Origin of the sequence: Actinoplanes sp. NPDC049598, assembly GCF_040675435.1 — a bacterium.
Lineage (GTDB): Bacteria > Actinomycetota > Actinomycetes > Mycobacteriales > Micromonosporaceae > Actinoplanes.
In genome coordinates, this window is the sequence record NZ_JBFAOX010000010.1 from 89129 (window position 1) to 108187 (window position 19059).

General features: G+C 68.3%; 18 protein-coding genes and 1 tRNA gene. 8 read left to right on the forward strand and 11 right to left on the reverse strand.

Going from position 1 to position 19059, the window contains the following annotated elements:
• The first annotated feature begins 67 nt into the window (after positions 1-67).
• From AB0J66_RS23420 to AB0J66_RS23435, 4 genes are all read left to right on the forward strand, one after another.
• The gene (locus AB0J66_RS23420; protein ID WP_364664184.1) at positions 68-799 is read left to right on the forward strand and encodes a phosphocholine cytidylyltransferase family protein; all 732 of its coding nucleotides are present in this window, start codon (positions 68-70) and stop codon (positions 797-799) included.
• A complete protein-coding gene (locus AB0J66_RS23425; protein ID WP_364664187.1) occupies positions 787-1848 on the forward strand; it encodes an iron-containing alcohol dehydrogenase family protein in 1062 nt (353 codons plus the stop codon). Before AB0J66_RS23420 ends, AB0J66_RS23425 begins: the two co-directional genes overlap by 13 nt.
• On the forward strand, positions 1823-2554 hold the full coding sequence (locus tag AB0J66_RS23430; RefSeq protein ID WP_364664190.1) for a CDP-alcohol phosphatidyltransferase family protein: 732 nt from the start codon (positions 1823-1825) through the stop codon (positions 2552-2554). Before AB0J66_RS23425 ends, AB0J66_RS23430 begins: the two co-directional genes overlap by 26 nt.
• A 108-nt stretch (positions 2555-2662) precedes the next feature.
• Positions 2663-3022, forward strand: coding sequence for a VOC family protein (locus AB0J66_RS23435; protein ID WP_364664192.1), 360 nt, complete (start codon positions 2663-2665; stop codon positions 3020-3022).
• A 158-nt stretch (positions 3023-3180) separates the two neighbouring features.
• Here the strand turns inward: AB0J66_RS23435 and AB0J66_RS23440 are convergent, their stop codons facing one another.
• A complete protein-coding gene (locus tag AB0J66_RS23440; RefSeq protein WP_364664195.1) occupies positions 3181-5130 on the reverse strand; it encodes a hypothetical protein in 1950 nt (649 codons plus the stop codon).
• 245 nt (positions 5131-5375) lie between these two features.
• Here AB0J66_RS23440 and AB0J66_RS23445 point away from each other — a divergent pair, with 245 nt between their 5' ends.
• Positions 5376-6092: a class I SAM-dependent methyltransferase gene (locus tag AB0J66_RS23445; protein WP_364664198.1), complete on the forward strand. Its 717-nt coding sequence runs from the start codon at positions 5376-5378 to the stop codon at positions 6090-6092.
• 37 nt (positions 6093-6129) lie between these two features.
• Here AB0J66_RS23445 and AB0J66_RS23450 read toward each other — a convergent pair whose 3' ends face one another.
• A complete protein-coding gene (locus tag AB0J66_RS23450; RefSeq protein WP_364664201.1) occupies positions 6130-6654 on the reverse strand; it encodes a YbhB/YbcL family Raf kinase inhibitor-like protein in 525 nt (174 codons plus the stop codon).
• 297 nt (positions 6655-6951) lie between these two features.
• Here AB0J66_RS23450 and AB0J66_RS23455 point away from each other — a divergent pair, with 297 nt between their 5' ends.
• On the forward strand, positions 6952-8157 hold the full coding sequence (locus AB0J66_RS23455; protein ID WP_364664204.1) for a GAF domain-containing sensor histidine kinase: 1206 nt from the start codon (positions 6952-6954) through the stop codon (positions 8155-8157).
• Positions 8158-8198: 41 nt separating this feature from the next.
• Here the strand turns inward: AB0J66_RS23455 and AB0J66_RS23460 are convergent, their stop codons facing one another.
• The 4 genes from AB0J66_RS23460 to AB0J66_RS23475 form a co-directional block, all read right to left on the reverse strand.
• Positions 8199-9161 (reverse strand): C40 family peptidase, encoded by a 963-nt coding sequence (locus AB0J66_RS23460; RefSeq protein WP_364664207.1) that lies wholly within the window; start codon positions 9159-9161, stop codon positions 8199-8201.
• Positions 9162-9460: 299 nt separating this feature from the next.
• Positions 9461-10027 carry a DUF4352 domain-containing protein gene (locus AB0J66_RS23465; RefSeq protein ID WP_364664210.1) on the reverse strand — a complete coding sequence of 189 codons (567 nt, stop codon included), beginning with the start codon at positions 10025-10027 and terminating at the stop codon, positions 9461-9463.
• A 145-nt stretch (positions 10028-10172) separates the two neighbouring features.
• A complete protein-coding gene (locus AB0J66_RS23470) occupies positions 10173-11135 on the reverse strand; it encodes an NAD(P)H-quinone oxidoreductase (protein ID WP_364664213.1) in 963 nt (320 codons plus the stop codon).
• Between the two features lie 47 nt (positions 11136-11182).
• Positions 11183-13018 (reverse strand): ricin-type beta-trefoil lectin domain protein, encoded by a 1836-nt coding sequence (locus tag AB0J66_RS23475; RefSeq protein WP_364664216.1) that lies wholly within the window; start codon positions 13016-13018, stop codon positions 11183-11185.
• A 214-nt stretch (positions 13019-13232) separates the two neighbouring features.
• Between AB0J66_RS23475 and AB0J66_RS23480 the strand changes: the two genes are divergently transcribed.
• Positions 13233-13317, forward strand: a tRNA-Ser gene (locus AB0J66_RS23480).
• Between the two features lie 159 nt (positions 13318-13476).
• On the opposite strand, the gene AB0J66_RS23485 is transcribed toward AB0J66_RS23480, so the two are convergent.
• From AB0J66_RS23485 to AB0J66_RS23505, 5 genes are all read right to left on the reverse strand, one after another.
• Entirely contained in the window at positions 13477-13707 is a 231-nt protein-coding gene (locus AB0J66_RS23485; protein WP_364664219.1) for a GntR family transcriptional regulator, read from the reverse strand.
• A gap of 203 nt (positions 13708-13910) precedes the next feature.
• Positions 13911-14432: an AAA family ATPase gene (locus tag AB0J66_RS23490; RefSeq protein WP_364664222.1), complete on the reverse strand. Its 522-nt coding sequence runs from the start codon at positions 14430-14432 to the stop codon at positions 13911-13913.
• A 7-nt stretch (positions 14433-14439) separates the two neighbouring features.
• Positions 14440-15609 (reverse strand): Ig-like domain-containing protein, encoded by a 1170-nt coding sequence (locus AB0J66_RS23495; protein ID WP_364664225.1) that lies wholly within the window; start codon positions 15607-15609, stop codon positions 14440-14442.
• 2 nt (positions 15610-15611) lie between these two features.
• A complete protein-coding gene (locus tag AB0J66_RS23500) occupies positions 15612-15995 on the reverse strand; it encodes a MerR family transcriptional regulator (protein ID WP_364664228.1) in 384 nt (127 codons plus the stop codon).
• Positions 15995-17482 (reverse strand): SulP family inorganic anion transporter, encoded by a 1488-nt coding sequence (locus tag AB0J66_RS23505; RefSeq protein WP_364664231.1) that lies wholly within the window; start codon positions 17480-17482, stop codon positions 15995-15997. The genes AB0J66_RS23500 and AB0J66_RS23505 overlap by 1 nt, the downstream gene beginning before the upstream one ends.
• A gap of 94 nt (positions 17483-17576) precedes the next feature.
• On the opposite strand from AB0J66_RS23505, the gene AB0J66_RS23510 reads away from it, so the two are divergent.
• Positions 17577-19034 carry a cryptochrome/photolyase family protein gene (locus tag AB0J66_RS23510; RefSeq protein ID WP_364664234.1) on the forward strand — a complete coding sequence of 486 codons (1458 nt, stop codon included), beginning with the start codon at positions 17577-17579 and terminating at the stop codon, positions 19032-19034.
• Positions 19035-19059: the final 25 nt, after the last annotated feature.

Consider the following 19059-nt stretch of genomic DNA (forward strand, 5'->3'; position numbering starts at 1 on the left):
GCGCGGTCCGGGCAGTGGGACACGGGCCGTATTGTGCTGCTTTTACGAACACTCGGGAGACACCTTCATGATCGGCTTGATCCTCGCCGCCGGCGCCGGGCGCAGACTTCGTCCGTACACGGACACGCTGCCCAAGGCCCTCGTCCCGGTGGACGGGGACACCACCATCATGGATATCTCGCTGCGCAACCTCGCCGCCGCCGGGCTGCCCGACGTGACGATCGTGGTCGGCTACCGCGCGAGCGCCGTCGAGGAGCGGGTGCCCGCCTTCGAGCAGAAGTACGGCGTGAACATCACCCTCGTGCACAACGACAAGGCCGAGGAATGGAACAACGCGTACTCGCTCTGGCTCGCCCGTGACCACTTCGCGCAGGGCGCGTTGATGGTCAATGGGGACACCGTCCACCCGGTCAGCGTCGAACAGACCCTCCTCGATCACCGTGGCCCGAGCATCCTGCTCGCCATCGACAATCTGAAGAAGCTGGCTGAAGAGGAGATGAAGACCGTCTTCAGCCCGGATGGACAACTGACCAAGATTACGAAGCTGATGGAGCCCGGCGACGCGTTCGGCGAGTACATCGGGGCCAACATCATCGAGGCCTCGGCCGCGTCCGCCCTGGCCGACGCGCTCAAGACGACCTGGGAACGCGACCCCAACCTCTACTACGAGGACGGCTTCCAGGAGTACGCGAACCGCGGCGGCGAGGTCCGCGCGGCGACCATCGGCGAGGTCGACTGGGTCGAGGTCGACAACCACGACGACCTGGCCAAGGCCCGGGGCATCGCATGCCGCTACTAGCCCGCAGCGTCCAGGCGCCGCTGCACATCATCGTCCGCCGCGGCGCCGTGGCCGACCTGGGCCGGATCCTGGCCGACGGCCGCATCTCGGCCGGCGGCGACGTGGCGGTGGTGGTCGGGCCCGGTCTGGGCGAGCGCATCGTCGAGCTGATCCGCCCGTCGCTGCGGTCGGCCGACATCTTCACCACGACCGGCGGCACCCTCGACGCCGCCCTCGAGCTGGCCGACAAGCTGCGCTCCCGGCCCTACGACGCGGTCGTGGGCATCGGCGGCGGCACCACCGTCGACGTGGCCAAGTACGCGGCCAGCCGGTGGGGCCTGCCGATGATCTCCGTGGCCACCAGCCTGGCCAACGACGGCATCGCCTCCCCGGTGGCCAGCCTGATCAACGACGGCCTGAAGAACTCCTACGGCGTCCACATCCCGTTCGGCGTGATCATCGATCTCGACTTCGTGGAGACGGGCCCGGACCGGGTCAACCGCGGCGGCATCGGCGACGCCATCAGCAAGATCAGTGCGTTGGCCGACTGGGAACTGGCCCGCGAGGTGCGCGGCGAACCCGTCGACGGCCTGGCCGTGTCGCTGGCCCGGATGGGCGCCGAGGCCGTGCTGGCCATGCCCGGCGACCTCAACGACGACGCGTTCGCCACGGTCCTGGCCGAAGCGCTGATCTCCAGCGGCCTGGCCATGGCGGTCTGCGGCAGCAGCCGCCCGGCCAGCGGCGGGGACCACGAGATCATGCACGCGATCGACTCGCTCTACCCGGGAACGGCCTCCCACGGCGAACTGGCCGGGCTCGGCGCGCTGTTCTGCACGTTCCTGCGGGGCGACGAGCGGCGATTCGCCCAGATCTCCGACTGCCTCAGCCGGCACCACCTGCCCCGGGTGCCGTCGGACGTCGGGCTGACCGACGAGCAGTTCGTCGAGGCCGTTCTCTTCGCCCCGCGTACGCGTCCCGACCGCTACACGATCCTCGAGCACCTCGCCATGTCCCCCGACGAGATCAGCCGAAAGCTGGCCAGCTATGTCGAAGCAGTCGCCGCCCACTGACGCCCCCGCCCCCACCGCCGCCGACTACTACGCGGTCAACCGGGGCGGCGGCCTGTTCAGCGAGGGCCTCAGTCAGCACATCGGCGCCCGGATCGCGGTGCGGGCCTACAAGCACAAGATCGCGCCGTCGGTCCTGACCGTGCTCAACCTCGGCCTCGGCTGCCTGGTCTCATTCGTCGTGGTGGCGGCGGCCGGCCCGGTCGCCGACGGCCAGGTCTGGGCCTGGCCCATCGGCCTTCTCGCGCTGGTCGGCTGGCAGTTGGCGTACGCGTTCGACTGCGCCGACGGGCAACTGGCCCGGGTCACCGGCCAGACCAGCGTGGCCGGCGGCCGCCTCGACGTGCTGTGCGACGTCGCGGTCCAGATCTCCCTGGTCGCCGCGATCGCTGCCACCGCCGAGGCCCAGGTGCCGGACACTCCGGCCTGGCTGCTGGCTGCCTTCGCCGGCACCTGGATGGTCAACCTGGTCACCTCGGTCATGCAGACCGGCGCCCAGGCCGCCAGCATGGTCACCAGCCGCTCCCTGCCGGTCCGCGTGGTCAAACTGGTCCGCGACTACGGCGCGGTGATCGCCCTGGCCGGCGTCGTCCTGGCCGTCGCCCCCCAGTGGACGATCTGGTTCGTCGGCCTGTTCACACTGGTCAACGCCGCCTTCCTCGCGGCCAGCGTGGTCTTCTCCGCCCGCGAGGCCCTCCGCGGCTCCTGAGGTGGCCGGCCGCGACAGTCGGCGTTCTGCACCTCATCGTCATTCGCGCTCCGATGACTTTCCCGAGGCCGGGTGGTCTATCGGGAAACCGACCGCTCAGGAGCGCTCATGACCTCGATCCAGCCCGTCATCAGCACACCCGGCCTGCACCGGTTGCGGGCCTTCTACGAGAAGGTGCTCGGCGCCACCCAGACCCTCCGCGTGCCCGAGGACGGCCCCGAGTTCTACGTCGAGTTGCGGATCGGCGCGACCACGCTCGGGCTCGTGCAGGAGGAAGACACCCCGATCGGCGCGCCGGTGCGGATCGTTCTCAGCGCGGACGTCGCGGACGTCGACGCGCTGCTTCCCACGGTGGAGCCGGCCGGTGGGACCGTGCCGGGACCGGCCAACGACATGCCGTGGGGGCAGCGGGTGGCGCACGTCCTCGACCCCGACGGCAACATGGTCAACCTGACCATGTGGCTCTGACGGCTGATCAGGCCTGCGCGGCCGGGCTCGGCCGCCGGTTGGTTGTGCAAGAGCTCAGCCCGGCAGGACAGCCCGGCGGCGGCGTGAGGAGGGTGACCCACGACGGCGCCGGGCGATGAGGCGGGTGCTGTCCGGCGATGCGTGCCTCGGTCTGGTCCTCAGCTGATGTCGGGGCCGGTGAGCACGGCGCTGGGGTTGTCGACCAGGTGGCGGACGTCCCAGACCCAGGCGCCGCCGGTCCAGGTGGGCTGGAAGCCGAGGAGGTTGGTCATGGCGCGCAGCATCTCGGTGTCGCGCAGCTGGGGGGTCAGGAGGATGACGGCGGCCTTCCAGTAGCGGAGGTCGGCCAGGGTCATCTCGCGGCGGGTGTCGGTGATCTCGGGGATCGGGTTGCCCTGGCGGATCGAGGCCATCAGGCCGCTGGTGGGGCGCCACGGGGGTGAGAAGAGCGCGGTGCGGTCGTCCGGGTTGAGCGGGTTCTGCGTGGGGAGCAGGGCGTAGGCGCCGGCGATGCGCATGTCCTGGCCGGTCATGGCCGACCAGCGCATCGGGTCGGGGTAGCTCGAGTCGGGCAGCGGCAGGGTGACGACGGTGTGGTTGTCGTCGACCAGCTGCTTCCAGGCGCCCGAGGTGACGAACTCGGGAGTCGGGGCCATCGGGGCGATCTGCAGCTGGACCGGGGCGAGCGGGACCAGGGCCATCGCGACTGCGGTGATCATGGCGACCCGGACCGGGCCGCGGGCCGACGGCTGTGCCTTGACCAGGTCGGCCGCGCGCTGACAACCCAGGGCCAGAATGATGCCGACGACCGGGGCGATGGCCAGCGCCCAGCGGGTCGGGACGGCCGAGTTGAGCACCGGGACGCTGTGCAGAACGGACCAGATGCCGGGGATGCCGGTGTTGATGCCGTTGAGGAAAATTCGCGGTCCGAGCGACATCGCGGCGAACAACAGCGCCACCGCGCCCAGGGTGACGATCGTGGCGGTCCGGCGCATCCAGACGATCAGACCGAAGAACAGAATGATCAAGCCCCAGCCGAAGAACGCATTTTCCTCGGCCGGGTTCTGCGCGAGCTCGGCCGCCACCGCGGAATTGCCGGCGACGGAACGGCTCGAATAGGCGGTGAACGAGGCCAGGTCGGCGCCGAAGTTACGGACGAACTGCGGCAGGCCGTGGTAGCTCTGCGGCCCGAAGAACTGCACCGACAGCGGGTACGCGAGCACGGCCAGCGTCACCGCGCCGGCGACGGCCAGCCCGCGGATGAACCGCCGGGTCTCGCCGCGGTGCGTCTTGCGCCGGACGAACGCCATGACCAGGCAGAACACACCCAGGCCGACGGCCGTCATGAAGAGGATCTCAAGGTTGATGAAGGCCTGCCAGATCAGCAGACCGGCCAGGATCAGGCCGTTGCGCACCGTGCGGCCCGGATCGCGCAGGCGCAGGGTCCGCACGATGATCCACGGCACCAGGAATTGCGAGACGATGTTCGGGTGGCCGCCCGCGTGGGAAACCATGCTCGGGGCGAAGGTGCAGAACAGGGCGCCGACCCAGGCCGCGAGGCGCGAGCTGACGAAGTGGCGGGAGAGCGCGAAATACCACGAGACGCCGGTGATCGCCAAAGCCAGAGTAAGAAATACGTTGAACGCCACATGGGGACCGAACAGAAGGGTCACCGGTGACATCGACAACGAAACGGCCAACACCGAGGTGTTGGCCATCATGTTCACCCCATCGGGGTAATTCATGCGATCGGAGAAGAACGGATATGCGCCATCGGTGAGCACTCGCGCACCATGCGCCATCATCCACTCAAAGAAAGCCTGGTCCTGTGGATCATCACGCAACTGATGATCAAGATTGAGCCAGAGCGGCGCGGTGATGTAGAACGCGATGACGACGAAGGTCGCGCAGGCCAGTAGATCCCGCCATGCGGGAAATCGCAGGCGGCGGACTATTGGCTGCTCAGCGCGCCGGTCCGGAGCGGGGGCGATGGCTGATTCGAGCGCCACCAACTCGGCGTCGAGATCCTCGGTCCCGGTCACTTGACGGGGCGGAAGCACGTTCCCGCCGGCCGCCTGGCCTGTCGAGTCAATACCCGTAATCGTCATAGCGTCGGCGAGCCTATCCGAGGTCCGTAACGTTGCAGTGACAAGCGGGCCATGCGTGACCGAGCCGATATGAACGGGGCTATCCGGACGCGAAGCAACCACACGTAGTACCCACCATGCCTATGTCTCAATCAGGCAAATAATGGGCGGCCGGCCCGGGCTCAACTTTTGGTTACGAGCCGAAGATGGTTAACTCTTCCGGTCCCGCTGTCAGCTTCGATCGGCAAGACGAGGGAACCTTACATATGGCAGACATCACTGGAGACCAGCGGATCCAGTCCGAAGTGCTCGAAGGCCTCGCCACGGCCGTGAACCACCGCCGGTGGTTCGTCGAGCTCGCTCTTCCGTACCTCGGCGACAACCCGATCGAGATCGGCAGCGGTCTCGGGGACTACGCGATCGAGTGGGCGGAGCACCTTCCGCGGTTCACGGCGACCGAAGCCGACCCCGACCGTCTCGTCCTGCTCAAGGAGCGGATGGCCGAGCACCCGAACATCGACGTGAAGCAGATGCTGCTCCCGGCGTCCGACGCCTCGGGTGAGTACAGCGCCGCCGTGTCGTACAACGTGCTCGAGCACATCGAGGACCACGTCGGCGCGCTGCGCAGCATGGCCGAGCTCGTCCGCCCCGGCGGCCGGGTCATCATCATCGTGCCGGCCTTCATGTTCGCCATGAGCCAGGTCGACATCGCCACCGGCCACATCCGGCGGTACACGAAGAAGACCATGCGCGCGGCGATGACCGAGGCCGGGCTGCAGATCGAGAAGATGCACTACGCGAACGCGCTCGGCCTGATCGGCTACTACGGCGCGACCAGCATCTTCAAGCTGGCCCCGAAGGAAGGCCCGATGGTCAAGGTGTACGACACGCTCGTGCTCCCGGTGACCAAGGCCGTCGAGCAGGTCGTCCGGCCGCCGTTCGGCCAGTCGGTCTTCGTGGTGGCGCGCACGCCCGCGGCCTGACTCTCATAGAAAAAGGGGGCCGGTCGGCCCCCTTTTCTCATGCCTGGAACGTCGGGCGGATCGTGGCCCGGGCCAGCGTGTGGAACGCCAGGTTGAAGCCGACATAGGCGGGCGTCGCATCCGGGCCCACATCGAGCTTGTCGACGTCGATCGCGTGCACCGCGAAGACGTACCGGTGGACGCGGTCGCCGGGCGGCGGGGCCGAACCGCCGTAGTTGCGCTCGCCGTAGTCGTTGCGGACGCAGAAAGCGTCACCGGGCAGCGGGTCGACGCCACGGGGCAGCTCGGTGACGGTCGCGGGCAGGTTGACCAGGACCCAGTGCCAGAACCCGCTGCCGGTCGGCGCGTCCGGGTCGAAGCAGGTCACCACGAAGCCGCGGGTCTCGTCGGGGAAGCCCGACCAGGCGAGCTGGGGTGACACGTTCTTGCCGCCCGCGCTCGGGTGCGCGAACAGCTCGTCGAGCGGCCGGCCGTCCTGCAGATCTGTGCTGGTCACCGTGAAGGACGGGACCGGGGGCAGCAGATCGTACGGATCCGGGGCTTCGGCGCGGTCGAGACTCATGGTGATTTGTCCTCCGGCCAGACGGTATTGGGGCTCTCTGTACGGAGCGTAGCCCGTGTCACCCGATCGGGCGGACGCACACGTGGTGCGCGGGGTGCCCGCCGGGCCGGGTGATGCTTCTGTCGACATCCGATCGGGTGTGTGCGGCAGAGATCCCCGCGCCCGATGGCGATAAGCAAGTCGGCACTCGCTCCCCGGGAGCGAGTGCCGACTGCTTTCCCGTCCAACCACCCCGCCGCCACCCTTGACCGGACTGAAGGCTGCTATATCGGCTTAAAAAGGTGAGACGATCGAGCCATGAGAGCGCCGATGCCCGCCAACGAACCGGCCCGGCTCGCGGCTCTGCACGACGCGCAGGTCCTCGACACCCCGCCCGAGGAGGACTTCGACGACATCGCGCTGCTGGCGTCGGAGATCTGCGGCACCCCGATGGGTCTGGTCAGCCTGGTCGACCGGGACCGGCAGTGGTTCAAGGCCAAGGTCGGCCTCGAGCTCGAACAGACCGCCCGGGACCTGTCGTTCTGCGCGCACACGATCAACGGGCCCGACCTGCTCGAGGTGCCCGACGCCACGGCCGACCCGCGGTTCGCCGACAACCCCGTGGTGCTGCCGGAGAACGGGGCGGTCCGCTTCTACGCCGGGGCGCCGGTGGTGCTCGACGGGACGTACTCGGTCGGCACGGTCTGTGTCGTCGACCACGTCCCGCGCACCCTCACCGCGTCCCAGCGGCGGGCCCTGCGCAGCCTGGCCAAGCACGCCTCCGTGCAGCTGGAGCTGCGCCGGTACGCCCGGCACGCCGGCGAGATCGCCGACCGGACACGCCAGCTCGACCGGATGAAGGACTCGTTCCTGGCCACGGTCAGCCACGAGCTGCGCACGCCGCTGTCCACGATCCGCGGCTACCTGGAGATGCTGCTCGAGGACGACTTCGACACCGACACGTCACGCCGGTTCCTGTCGGTCATGTCCCGCAACTCCGACCGGCTGCTGCGGCTCATCGACGAGTTGCTGCTGGTCGCCCGGCTGACCGACGAGCGGATGCAGCTCGACCGGACCGAGATCGACCTGGCCGACCTGGCTCACCAGGCCGCGACGGCGTGCCGCCCGCTGGCCGATCACCGCGAGGTGAAGCTGCGCGACCGCACCGAGAACCCGGTGCCGGCCCGCGGCGACGCTCAGCGGATCGCCCAGGCGCTCAACCATCTGCTGGTCAACGCCATCAAGTTCACCCACCCCGGCGGTGAGATCACCATCGACTCGACGTCGATCGGCGAGCCCGAGCTGACCATCACCGACAACGGCGTGGGCATCGCGGCCGACGAGCTGCCGCACGTCTTCGACCGCTTCTACCGCTGCCAGGCGGCCGAGGTGATGGCGGCTCAAGGCCCCGGTCTGGGCCTGGCCATCGTCAAGTCGATCATCGACGCCCATCACGGCAGTGTCCATCTCGAGAGCGAGCCCGGCGTCGGCACGACGGTGCGGCTGACGCTGCCGCGCTCTTGACGCTGCCGCGCTCCTTCTCCAGGAGCGCGGCAGCGACAATGCTATTTCAAACGCTCGACCCGCAGCCCCGAATAGAGCTTGCGATAGACGACTCCGGTGCGTGAGTTACCCGCGTCGATCATCATGCCGCGGCCCATGTAAATGCCCACGTGGCCGGGGCCGACGACCAGGTCGCCCGGCCGTGCGTCATCGGTGGAGATGCTCCGGGCCCGGGCCGCCTGCGCACCCGAGGAATGCGGCAGGTGAATGCCGGCCAGGGCGTACGCCCGTTTGGTGAAGCCCGAGCAGTCGAAGCCGCCCGGGCCCGTGCCGCCGTGGACGTACCGCTTGCCGACCTGGGCCCGGGCGAACGCGATGACCGCCGTCATGCCACCCCCGAGCGGGACGACACGCTGGGCCCGGCGGGCCGTCGTGTGCCGGGTGACGATCACCCGGACGCGGTGACGGGCCTGACGCTCCCGGATCCTTTCCCGGATCCTTACGCGGATCCGCTCCCGAGTCCTTCGCTCGGCTTTGGCCGCCTTGACCACGGCCTTGTGCACGACCGGGATCCGTGGCACGGTCCGCAGCAGTTCCGGGCCTTCCCGGAGCAGCTTCGGGCCGTCTCGGAGCACCGCACGGGCCTCGGCCGCCGCCTCGGCGGCCGGGGAGCGCAGGGCCTCCCGCCCGTCGACCGCGGCGAGGGAGACCGCGGTCCGGACGGCTTCGTGGCGGACCTCCTCAAAAGCTTCGGGGCTCATTTCCGGCAGGGGGGTCCCGCCGGAGAGCGTGTGGAGGGCCAGCGGGGTCGCGGTCAGCCGGCGTTCCCCGGCAGTGCGGCGCTGGTGGGTACGGGAGGCACGTTCCGTGGCGGTGGCTCGCTCGGTGACCGTCTCCGCGAATGCGGCGGCGGCTGCGGTCTGGTCGGAACCAGCGTGCTCAGCGGGCGGAACGGCCTCGGCGGCGTGCTCGGCAGGGTCGAGGGCCGGTGAGATGACGGCCAGCGCGATAGCGCCGGCGGTCAAGGCCCGGCTCGGGGACGGACGATGCAGTGTTGCCTCCGAAATCGGCCCGGGGCACTCGCGCGAATCCCTGTCGACGTGGCATTACCGTTTGCCGCGCCGGACACCGTGCGTTCGACGCACGGCAATGGGAACCCGGACAACTCGCTAATTCCGACGATCATGCCAACACACATCAGGAATGTTCCGGGGCGGATTTCCGATAATCACCCTCGTCCCATCGTGGAAAGAAAGGACTTTTGAGGTGTAAATCCATGGTGATGGATTTTCGAAATACGCCCGTGATCTGCGTTAACGCACGTTCAACTGACCGGGACGCGAGCCCCGGCACTGTCCATGGCGCTGTGCAGGACCAGCTCCGACAACTGGGTCTGAGCCGGAACGTCGAACGGCAGGACGCCCTTCACCGTCGCCCCGGGCGCGATCTCCTCGAGCAGGGTCGGCTGGGCCTCGTTGAGGAAGACCAGGGCCTGCTCGGCCAGGGGGTGCTCGGCGCCCTGGGCGTCGATCGCGCGCTGGGCGCCCGGGTCGAGCAGCTCAGCCTCGCTGCTCGTGTTCTGAACTTCCACGTCGACCAGGCAGAACTGGCCCTGGGGACGCTGCGGCAGATCCTGCGGGCCGACCGAGGTCACACCGCAGCGGCTGCCGAGCACGGTGAGCTCGAAGTGGCCCTCGAAGGCCGACGGCGGCTGGGCGGCTGGATCCGGCTCGTCGCGCGTCACGGCGAAGGCGGCCACGCCGATCGCCACCGCGGCGACGGCGGCGGCAACCAGCCACGGCCAGCGCTTGCGGCGCTGTCTCGGCACCGGTCTTTCCGGCAGCTTTTCCGCCAGCGGTGAGCGCGCGGGGCGCAGCGGCGTGTCGGTCACGAGACCTCCCGGGGCCTGGATCGGGTGCGGCCCTCATGCTGTGCCGCTTGCGACCCCCGGATGCGGAACCACGCCGCAAATCCGGACTAACCCGACCCAAACTCCCGCTACTTGTCACCCGAAGGTGGTAACTTCCTCCTGGGGATCACGGCAGCAGCAGGATCTTGCCCAGGTGGTCGCTCGACTCCATCAGGCTGTGCGCCTCGGCCGCCTCGGAGAGCGGCATCGTCGTGTGGATGATCGGCTTGATCGCGCCGGCCTCGACCAGCGGCCACACGTCGCGGGTCACCGCCGAGACGATCCGGGCCTTGTCGGCGAGCGGGCGGGCGCGCAGCGACGTGGACGAGATCGAGCCGCGCTTGGCCATCAGCAGGCCCAGGTCCAGCTCGGCCTTGCGGCCGCCCTGCATGCCGATCACCGAGATCCGGCCGTTCGGCGCGAGGGCCTCGATGTTGCGGGCCAGATATTTCGCCCCGACGATGTCGAGGACGACGTCGACGCCGGCGCCATCGGTGAAGTCCTTCGTGGCGGTGACGAAGTCGTCGGCCGTGTAGTCGATGCACAGGTCGGCGCCGAGCTCACGCAGCCTTTCATGTTTGCCGGCCCGGGCGGTCGTGATCACCGTGGCGCCGAGCGCATGGCCGAGCTGGACCGCGAACGTGCCGATGCCGCTGCCCCCGCCGTGCACCAGCAGGGTCTGCCCTTTGCGGAGCCGATCGCGGTCGACGACGTTGGACCAGACCGTGCAGCTGACCTCGGGCAGCGCGGCCGCCTCGTGCAGCGACAAGCCGGTCGGCACCGGCAGCAACTGGCCGGCGGGCACGGCGACCCGCTGCGCATAGCCACCGCCGGAGAGCAGGGCGCTGACCCGCTCACCCACGTGACGGCCGGTGACGCCGGGACCGACGGCGCTGATCACGCCGGCGCACTCGAGGCCGGGATAGACCGGTGCACCGGGTGGCGGCGGGTAGAAGCCCTGGCGCTGGGAGACGTCGGCCCGGTTGACACCGGCGGCAGTGACATCGACGACGACCTCGCCCTCCGCGGGCACCGGGTCGGGCACCTCGCGGAGGGCGAGCTTCTTGTCCTCGATCACGATCGCGTGCATACCTGCAGTGTGCCCGAGGGGTATGACGGAAAACCTCGCGGGCTAACTCACAGTGACCACTTCTGGTTCGCCGCGCCCGTACAGGCCCAGATCTGCAGTTTCGCCCCGTTGGCCGTGCTGTTGTCCTTCACATCGAGACACTTGCCCGAGGCGGTGTTGACGATGTCGCCGCCCGCGGTGACCGTCCACTTCTGACTGGCGACCGTGCCGATGCAATCCCAGAGGTGCACCGCGGCGCCGTCCGCGGTCGAGTTGCCGGCCACGTCCAGGCACTTGCCGAGCCCGGTGATCGTGCCGTCGGCGTTGCGCGTCCACTGCTGGTTGGTGTTGCCGGACGTGCAGTCCCACAGCTGTGGCTGGTTGCCGTTCGCGGTCGAGCCATCGGTCACATCGAGGCACTTGCCGCCGAGACCCTTGATCGTCCCGCCGGTCGAGCCGTTGCCCGACTGCGTGCCGCTCCAGGTGAAGGTGGCCGACGTCCGCGCGGGCAGACTGTAGACAAAGGACTGACCGCCCCAGTTCACCTTGACGCTCTGCGTGCTGCCGCTGGTGTTGTAGGCGATCAGCGCCTTGGACCCGTCGGAGTTACGGAAAGCAACATTCGGCACCGTTCCGTTGGCGCTGGAGTCGATGCGTACGGCCCCGGGCCTGACGAACTTGGTCAGGTGACCCATGGTGTAGTACTCGATGGTGTAGTCGACCTGACCCCGCCGCGCGTCGTTGCGGTGCACCGTCACCAGGCCGGTGCAGGTGCCGCAGCCACCGTTGTGCGGGCCCATGTTCTCGTCCACCGCCATCGACCACTTGGTCCAGCTACGACCCCAGTTGCGGAAGTAGTCGATCAAGTCACCCATGTCCTCGGCGTGCTGGTTGCTCACCCAGGTGCCGCCCGAGTGCTCGGTCATGTACGCGTTGACCTGCGGATACTGGTTGTGCACGGCGGTCGCGGTGGACGGGTTGCCGCCGTAGTCGTGCCACGCCACACCACCGAAGTTCGGGTGGTTACGGATCGCGGTGTCGGCCAGCAGCGGCGCCACCCACGTGTCGTACGTGTCGAAGTTCCAGTCACCGACCAGCAGCTTCGTGCTCAATCCGGCGCTCTGCAGGGCCGGCAGCAGATTGGTCTTGGAGAAGTACTGCAGCCCGGCCGCGTTCCACTGCATCGACGGGTAACCGGCGCAGCAGGTCGGCTCGTTCTGCGCGGTGACGTACCGGATCGGCACGCCCTGCGACTGGTAGCCCTGGATGTACTTCACGAAGTACTGCGCGTAGGCCGGGTAGTACTGAGACTGCAGCCAACCCTGGCTGTACGCGTTGTTGTCCTTCATCCACGGCGGGGCCGACCACGGCGAGGCCATCACGAACATCGACGGGTTGAGCCCGACCGCCTGCTTGGTCAACGCCATCACATCGGCGTCCCGGCTCAACGAGAAGTCGTTCACGTCGCAACACGTGTTGTCGTACGAGAAGTTGCCCTGCGCCAGATCCGACGAGCCGATGACGTTGCGCAGCGCGCTCACCCCGATGCCCTGCGACGGGCTGAAGAGCTTGGTCATCACCTCGTTCTGAGTGGCCGCCGAGAGCGCGCCGCTCCCGCGGATGTCGAAGGCGGCGGTGTCGGTGAACGACGCGCCGGCCCCCTCGAACTGCTGATAGGTGGTGTTCTCGTTGACCGTGATGGTCTGGTTGGCGCTGCCCGAGCTGCCGCCGAACGCGACGTTCGCCTGCTGCTGCAGCCCACGCGAGACGGTCCGCCCGCCGGCGTCGCTGGTAGTGGTGAGATAGACGTTGACTGCCTCGCCGGCGGCGACTGACGCCGACGGCACGCTCAGGACGGCCGCCGAAACGACCACGGCCGCCGAAGCGGCCCATCCGATCTTCATGGGGACTCCCTTGCCGGAGGTGGGGGCCTAGCCGGGAAAAGGTTAAGACGGTGAACAATAAACATCTGTGTCGATGCCGTGTCAACCGTCACGCCCGCGTCAGAGTCGGTTGTTTGCGCTGGCCAGACCTATTTTCACAACCTTGATACAAGTTGCTTCGCGAGTGCCTGCGGACGGCGCGGCCCCCGTCTGGCAAACTGGGACGGCAACATCGGGAGGGCTCGCCTAGTGGCCGATGGCGCCGGTCTTGAAAACCGGTAAGGGGAAACTCTTCGTGGGTTCGAATCCCACGCCCTCCGCTTTTGTCTGCCTGGGGACGACGGCCGCTGGGTAGGTGAACGTGTGCCCGGTGCCGAGGCAATGCCTCGTTGACCGGCTTCGCGGCCGGCGCGCCAGCGGAGCCCTCGTCGGTGCCCAGCCTGATCAGGTGCTCGCTGTCTGTCGGCAGCCTCGGGCGGCTAGGAGTTGCCGGGGGAATCGCGGACGTAGACACCGACGCCGGGCAGTGTTTCGGTGAGCTCTTTGACGCGCAGAATCTGCATCGCGCGGTCGATGACCGGGGCCGTCACCTCGTAGTGCGCGGTCAGTTCGCCGCGGCTGGGCAGGTGGGAGCCGGGCGGGAACTCGCCGGCCTCGATGCGGTTCTGCAGGTCGTCGGCGATTTCTCCGTATCGGTAGCGCGGCGGCACGGTATCTCCTCGGTCGGCACCCCGCGTAGACCACCAATGACTACCCCTCAACCATCCAACGCTGGTTGTGGAGGTTGGCATTGGGCAACCTCGGTTAACGCTAAGGAGGCCCAAGACAGCGAGGCCGGAACAGTGATGATCCGCCCGTGGTCGAGGCGAAAGCCCGGAGCAGACATAGTGCTCCGGGCTTTCACCTGCGCATGTCACGCGGGCCAGCGGGCTTGGGTCAGGATCAGCCTGGCCACTGTGGTTGCTTGGTCGTTGTTCGCTACGGTGAAGTCCTCGAGGGCGAGCGAGTTCAAAGCTGCCTCACGATCGGCAAGCCAGTTCAAGTGGCGCCGTGCGGGCACCTCGCCGTCGCGCGCCTGGAGCCGACGGCGGATGGTGTCCAGGTCGGCGGTCAGCCGGACCACTTGAACCTCGCATCCGTCGAGGCTGTCGACGTATCGGTTCCGGAGGCCAGCCCGGTCGATGTTGGCGCTGACTACGACGAACTGGGCGCCACGATCGCGAAAATGAACCCAGACCGCGGCCAGATTGGCGCATTTCAGGGCGTCGTAGAAATCGGGGTTGGCGGGGGATGGTGGAGGGCCGAACTGCGCCAGGGCATCGGTGTCGATGACCCCGGTGGTGTGGCCGGCGTCGGTGAGCAGTTCGCCGATGGCTTGGGCCACGGTGGATTTGCCGACGCCGGATACGCCGATGAGGATCAATGCCCGTCTCATGGACCGATCATGCGCCGTACTTGTTGTAGGGGACGGTCCAGTCGCCGAGGCCGTCCCAGGTGGGGAGGGGCTTGGGGCTGTGGGTGACCTCGACGACGTCGCCGATCAGGAAGTTTTTGTAGACCCACTGAGCGTCGGCGGTGCTCAGGTTGATGCAGCCGTGTGAGGTGTTCGCCTTGCCCAACTGGGTGTTCCAGGGGGCGGCGTGCAGAAACTCGCCCGAGTAGGAGATGCGGGTGCAGAACTCGACGTCCTCGGGTTCGTAGTAGAACGGGTTGTTCTTGTCGCTCAGGCCGTAGCTGGCCGAGCTCATGCTGTGCGTGCGTTCTTTCGACAGCACCACGTGCGGGCCGTTGTGGGTCCAGAAGTGGATCTGCTCGCCGTTGGTGATGGTGGTGTAGCCGCCCTGGCCGTTGCTGCAGGCCATGTCGCGGGCCAGCTTGCCGTCGATGTAGACCCGGGTGCGGCGGGTGCTGTCGTCGCTGATCGCGATCAGGGAGCGGCCGATCGTGAAGTGGGTGCTGGCGTTGGCTTTGCCGTACAGGCCGTTGCCCAGATCGACGCCCAGGGCGTTGACGCTGACCTTGATCGTGGTGCCGCGCGCCCAGTACTTCGCGGGGCGCCAGTGCACGATCGTGTTGTCGACCCAGAAGAATTTGCCGTCGACGGCCGGCGTGGTCTCGACCTTGATGGCTTTCTCGGCGGCCGCCCGATCCTTGACGGCTTTGCTGAACGCCACGATCACCGGCTGGCCGATTCCGTACGTACCGCCGGTCTCAAGCGCGGTCAGCGCGTTGGCCTGAAAGGTGACTCCGGTGACCGCGCGCGGTTTGACGGTCCGGAAGGTCGCGGTCTTCGTGACGGCGGCGCCGAGGCTGTCGAGCAGGTGGGCGGTCAGCTTGTACGTCTTGTCGTAGGCCAGCGGCCCGCTGGAGCGCCAGGTCACACCGTCGGCCTGGACCGTTCCGGGCAGGCCGCTGACGGACTGGAGAGTTCCGCCGTCGACCTTGATGACGACCGGATCGGCCGGGGAGATCTGCCCGGAGGGCGCCGTCAGCCGCAGGGGCGCCGCCGTCGGTTGTTCCCACGTCAACTTGGCCGTGGTGGGGGCGGAGGAGCAGGCGGCCAGCCCGGTCACGCCGAGGGCGCCGATGAGCAACTTGCGTCGTTGAACCACACCTACCTAGATGCGGCTGCCGCCTCGAATGTTGTCCGCATCTGCTGAGCGAAACCTTCGGCCATCTCCAACTGCGCGCGCAGCGCCCGAACCCTCTCGTCGGCGGCCGCATGAAAAACGGCCAGCCGATCGATCAAAGCCGCCCGGCCGGCGTCTTGCGTGACGGAGAGGCCGTCGATGATCTCCAGCAGGTCGCGCATCTCCTCCAGGGTGAAGCCGAGCGGCTTCATCCGCTTGATGACGCGGAGCCGGTCGAGGTCGGGTTCGGTGTAGAGCCGGAACCCGCCCTCGCTGCGGGCCGACGGGACGACCAGGCCGGCTTCCTCGTAGTGGCGGATCGTGCGGATGCTCAGCCCGACTCGTACGGCCGCCTCACCGATCTGCATCAATGGGAAGCTCCGAGCTTGCCGCTGAGGTTCTCGTGGAACCGCGTGCTGGCCTCGTTCAACCCGATGATCTCGGCCCGCTTGCCGCGCGACTCGTACTTGGTGGTGATGGCGTCCAGCGCCGCCACCGAGGACGCGTCCCAGATGTGGGCCGCGCTCATGTCGATCACCACCCGGCCCGGGTCGCCGGCGTAGTCGAACTGGTGCACGAGGTCATTGCTGGAGGCAAAGAACAATTCGCCATGTACGTGGTAGATGCGCGTTCCGCCCTCGGGAGCCGGCGTGCTGGTCACGGTGGCGAAGTGGGCCACCCGCCGGGCGAAGACCACCATGGCCGCCAGCACGCCGAGGACGACGCCCACGGCCAGGTTGTGGGTGGCGAGCGTGCCGGCCACGGTCACCAGCATGACGACGATCTCCCCGGCCGGCATCCGCTTGAGGGTGGCCGGGGCGATGCTGTGCCAGTCGAAGGTGCCCACCGACACGATGATCATGACGGCGACCAGTGCCGCCATCGGGATCAGGGCGACCACGTCACCCAGCGCCACGACCAGGATCAGGAGGAAGACACCGGCCAGGAACGTCGAGAGTCGCGTACGGGCGCCCGAGGTCTTGACGTTGATCATCGTCTGGCCGACCATCGCGCAGCCGCCCATGCCACCGAAGAAACCGGTGACGATGTTGGCGACGCCCTGGCCCCAGGACTCGCGGGTCTTGTCGGAGCGCGTGTCGGTGATGTCGTCGACCAGCTTGGCCGTCATCAGGGATTCCATCAGACCCACGAGCGCGATGCCCAGAGCGTACGGCGCAATGATCTTCAAGGTGTCGAGGGTGAACGGCACATCGGGCAGGCCGAGCGCGGGCAGGCTGTCCGGCAGCCTGCCCTCGTCGCCGACGGTGGGCACGGCGATGTGCGCGAGCAGGGTGACGGCCGTCAGCACCACGATGGCGACCAGCGGCGCCGGCACGGCGGTGGTGAGCTTGGGCAAAAACCAGATGATGGCCAGCGCGACCGCCACCAGCGGATAGACCAGCCACGGTACGCCCGTGAGGTGTGGCAGCTGCGCCGAGAAGATCAGGATCGCCAGCGCGTTGACGAAGCCCACCATGACGCTGCGCGGGATGAAGCGCATGAGCTTGGCCACCCCGGCCAGGGCCAGCACGATCTGGAAGACGCCACCAAGGATCACCGCCGCGACCAGGAACCCCAGCCCGTGCTCCTTGGCCAGCGGCGCCACGACCAGCGCGATCGCCCCGGTCGCGGCCGAGATCATGGCCGGGCGGCCGCCGGTGAAGGCGATCGTCACCGCCATGGTGAACGAGGCGAACAGCCCGATCCTGGGATCGACCCCGGCCAGAATCGAGAACGAGATCGCCTCGGGAATCAGCGCCAGCGCGACGACCAGGCCGGCCAGGACTTCGGTACGGAACACCCGCGGTGACGCCAGCCAGGCGGGACGGGCACGTCGGTTGAGGAGCACAGACATAAGGTTCCCGACCGTACTCTTCCGTAGGGGGAGAGTTGGGCGGCTCGTGGCAATGATCACGCGGCGCAGGGCCTGGTGGGGCAGCATGGCAGTCATGAAGCGTCGCTGGCTGTTCGCCGACCAGCTCGGCCCGCACTTCCTCGACGAGCCCGGCCAGCCGGTGCTGCTCATCGAGTCGAAGGCGGTCTTCCGGCGCCGCGCCTTCCACCGGCAGAAGGCTCATCTCGTGCTCTCCGCCCTGCGGCATCGGGCTGAGGACGACAACGTCCTCTTCAAGCAGGCCGAGACGTACGCCGGCGCGGCGACCGGCCCGCTCAGCGTGTGCCACCCCACCTCGCGCGCCGCCCGTGGGCTGGTGACCCGGCTGCCCGGCGTCGAGGTGCTGCCACCGCGCGGCTTCGTCACTGCCCCGCAGGACTTCGTGTCCTGGGCGGCTGGGCGCGACCATCTGCGTCTCGAGGACTTCTACCGGTTTGCCCGGCAGCGTCACGGCGTACTGATGGAAGGCGCCGAACCGGCCGGAGGCCGATGGAACCTCGACGCCGACAACCGGGAGCCACCCCCGCGCGGCGCCGAGCGGCTCGGCGTGCCGGCCCCGCCCGAGATCGTCGAGGACGAGATCGACGAACAGGTACGGGCCGACCTCGACCGTTGGGAACGCGACGACGGCATCACCTTCGTCGGCCGTGACGGGCCACGCCTCTTCCCGGCGACCCGGCCCGAGGCGCTGGCCCGCCTGCGGCACTTCGTCGAGCACCGGCTGCCCGCCTTCGGCCCGCACGAGGACGCGATGCTGGCCGGCGACCCGCTGATGGCCCACAGCATGCTCAGCGCGGCCATCAACCTCGGCCTGCTCGACCCGCTGGAGGTCATCGAACGCGCCGAACAGGCGTACCTGGCCGGTGAAGCGCCGCTGGCCAGCGTCGAAGGCTTCGTCCGGCAGATCCTCGGCTGGCGCGACTTCATCTGGCACCTCTACTGGTACTTCGAACCCTCATACCGAGCCGAGAACGAACTGCACGCCCGCCGCGAACTGCCGAAATGGTTCGCCGACCTGGACGCCGACGCCGTCGAGGCCCGCTGCCTGTCCGACGTCCTGGCCGGCGTCCGCGACCGCGGCTGGGTCCACCACATCCCCCGCCTGATGATCCTCGGCAACTACGCCATGCAGCGCGGCTGGCGCCCCGGCGCCATCGCCGACTGGTTCCACCGCAGCTTCGTCGACGGCTATGAATGGGTGATGACGGCCAACGTCGTCGGCATGAGCCAGTACGCCGACGGCGGCCGGATGAGCACCAAGCCGTACGCCGCCGGCGGCTCCTATGTGAACCGCATGAGCGACTATTGCGGCGGGTGCCGCTACGACCCGAAGGTCCGAGCCGGCGACAACGCCTGCCCTTATACGGCGGGGTATTGGAGCTTTCTCGCCCGCCATGAGCAGACCTTCGCGGGCAACCACCGCATGCAGCAGCCCCTCAAAGGCCTACATCGTCTGCAGGACCTGGACGCCTTGCTGGAGCAGGAGAAAGCCCGCGGTTCCCGGGCGCCGTGAACCCTTTCGCTTCGGGTGACGGACA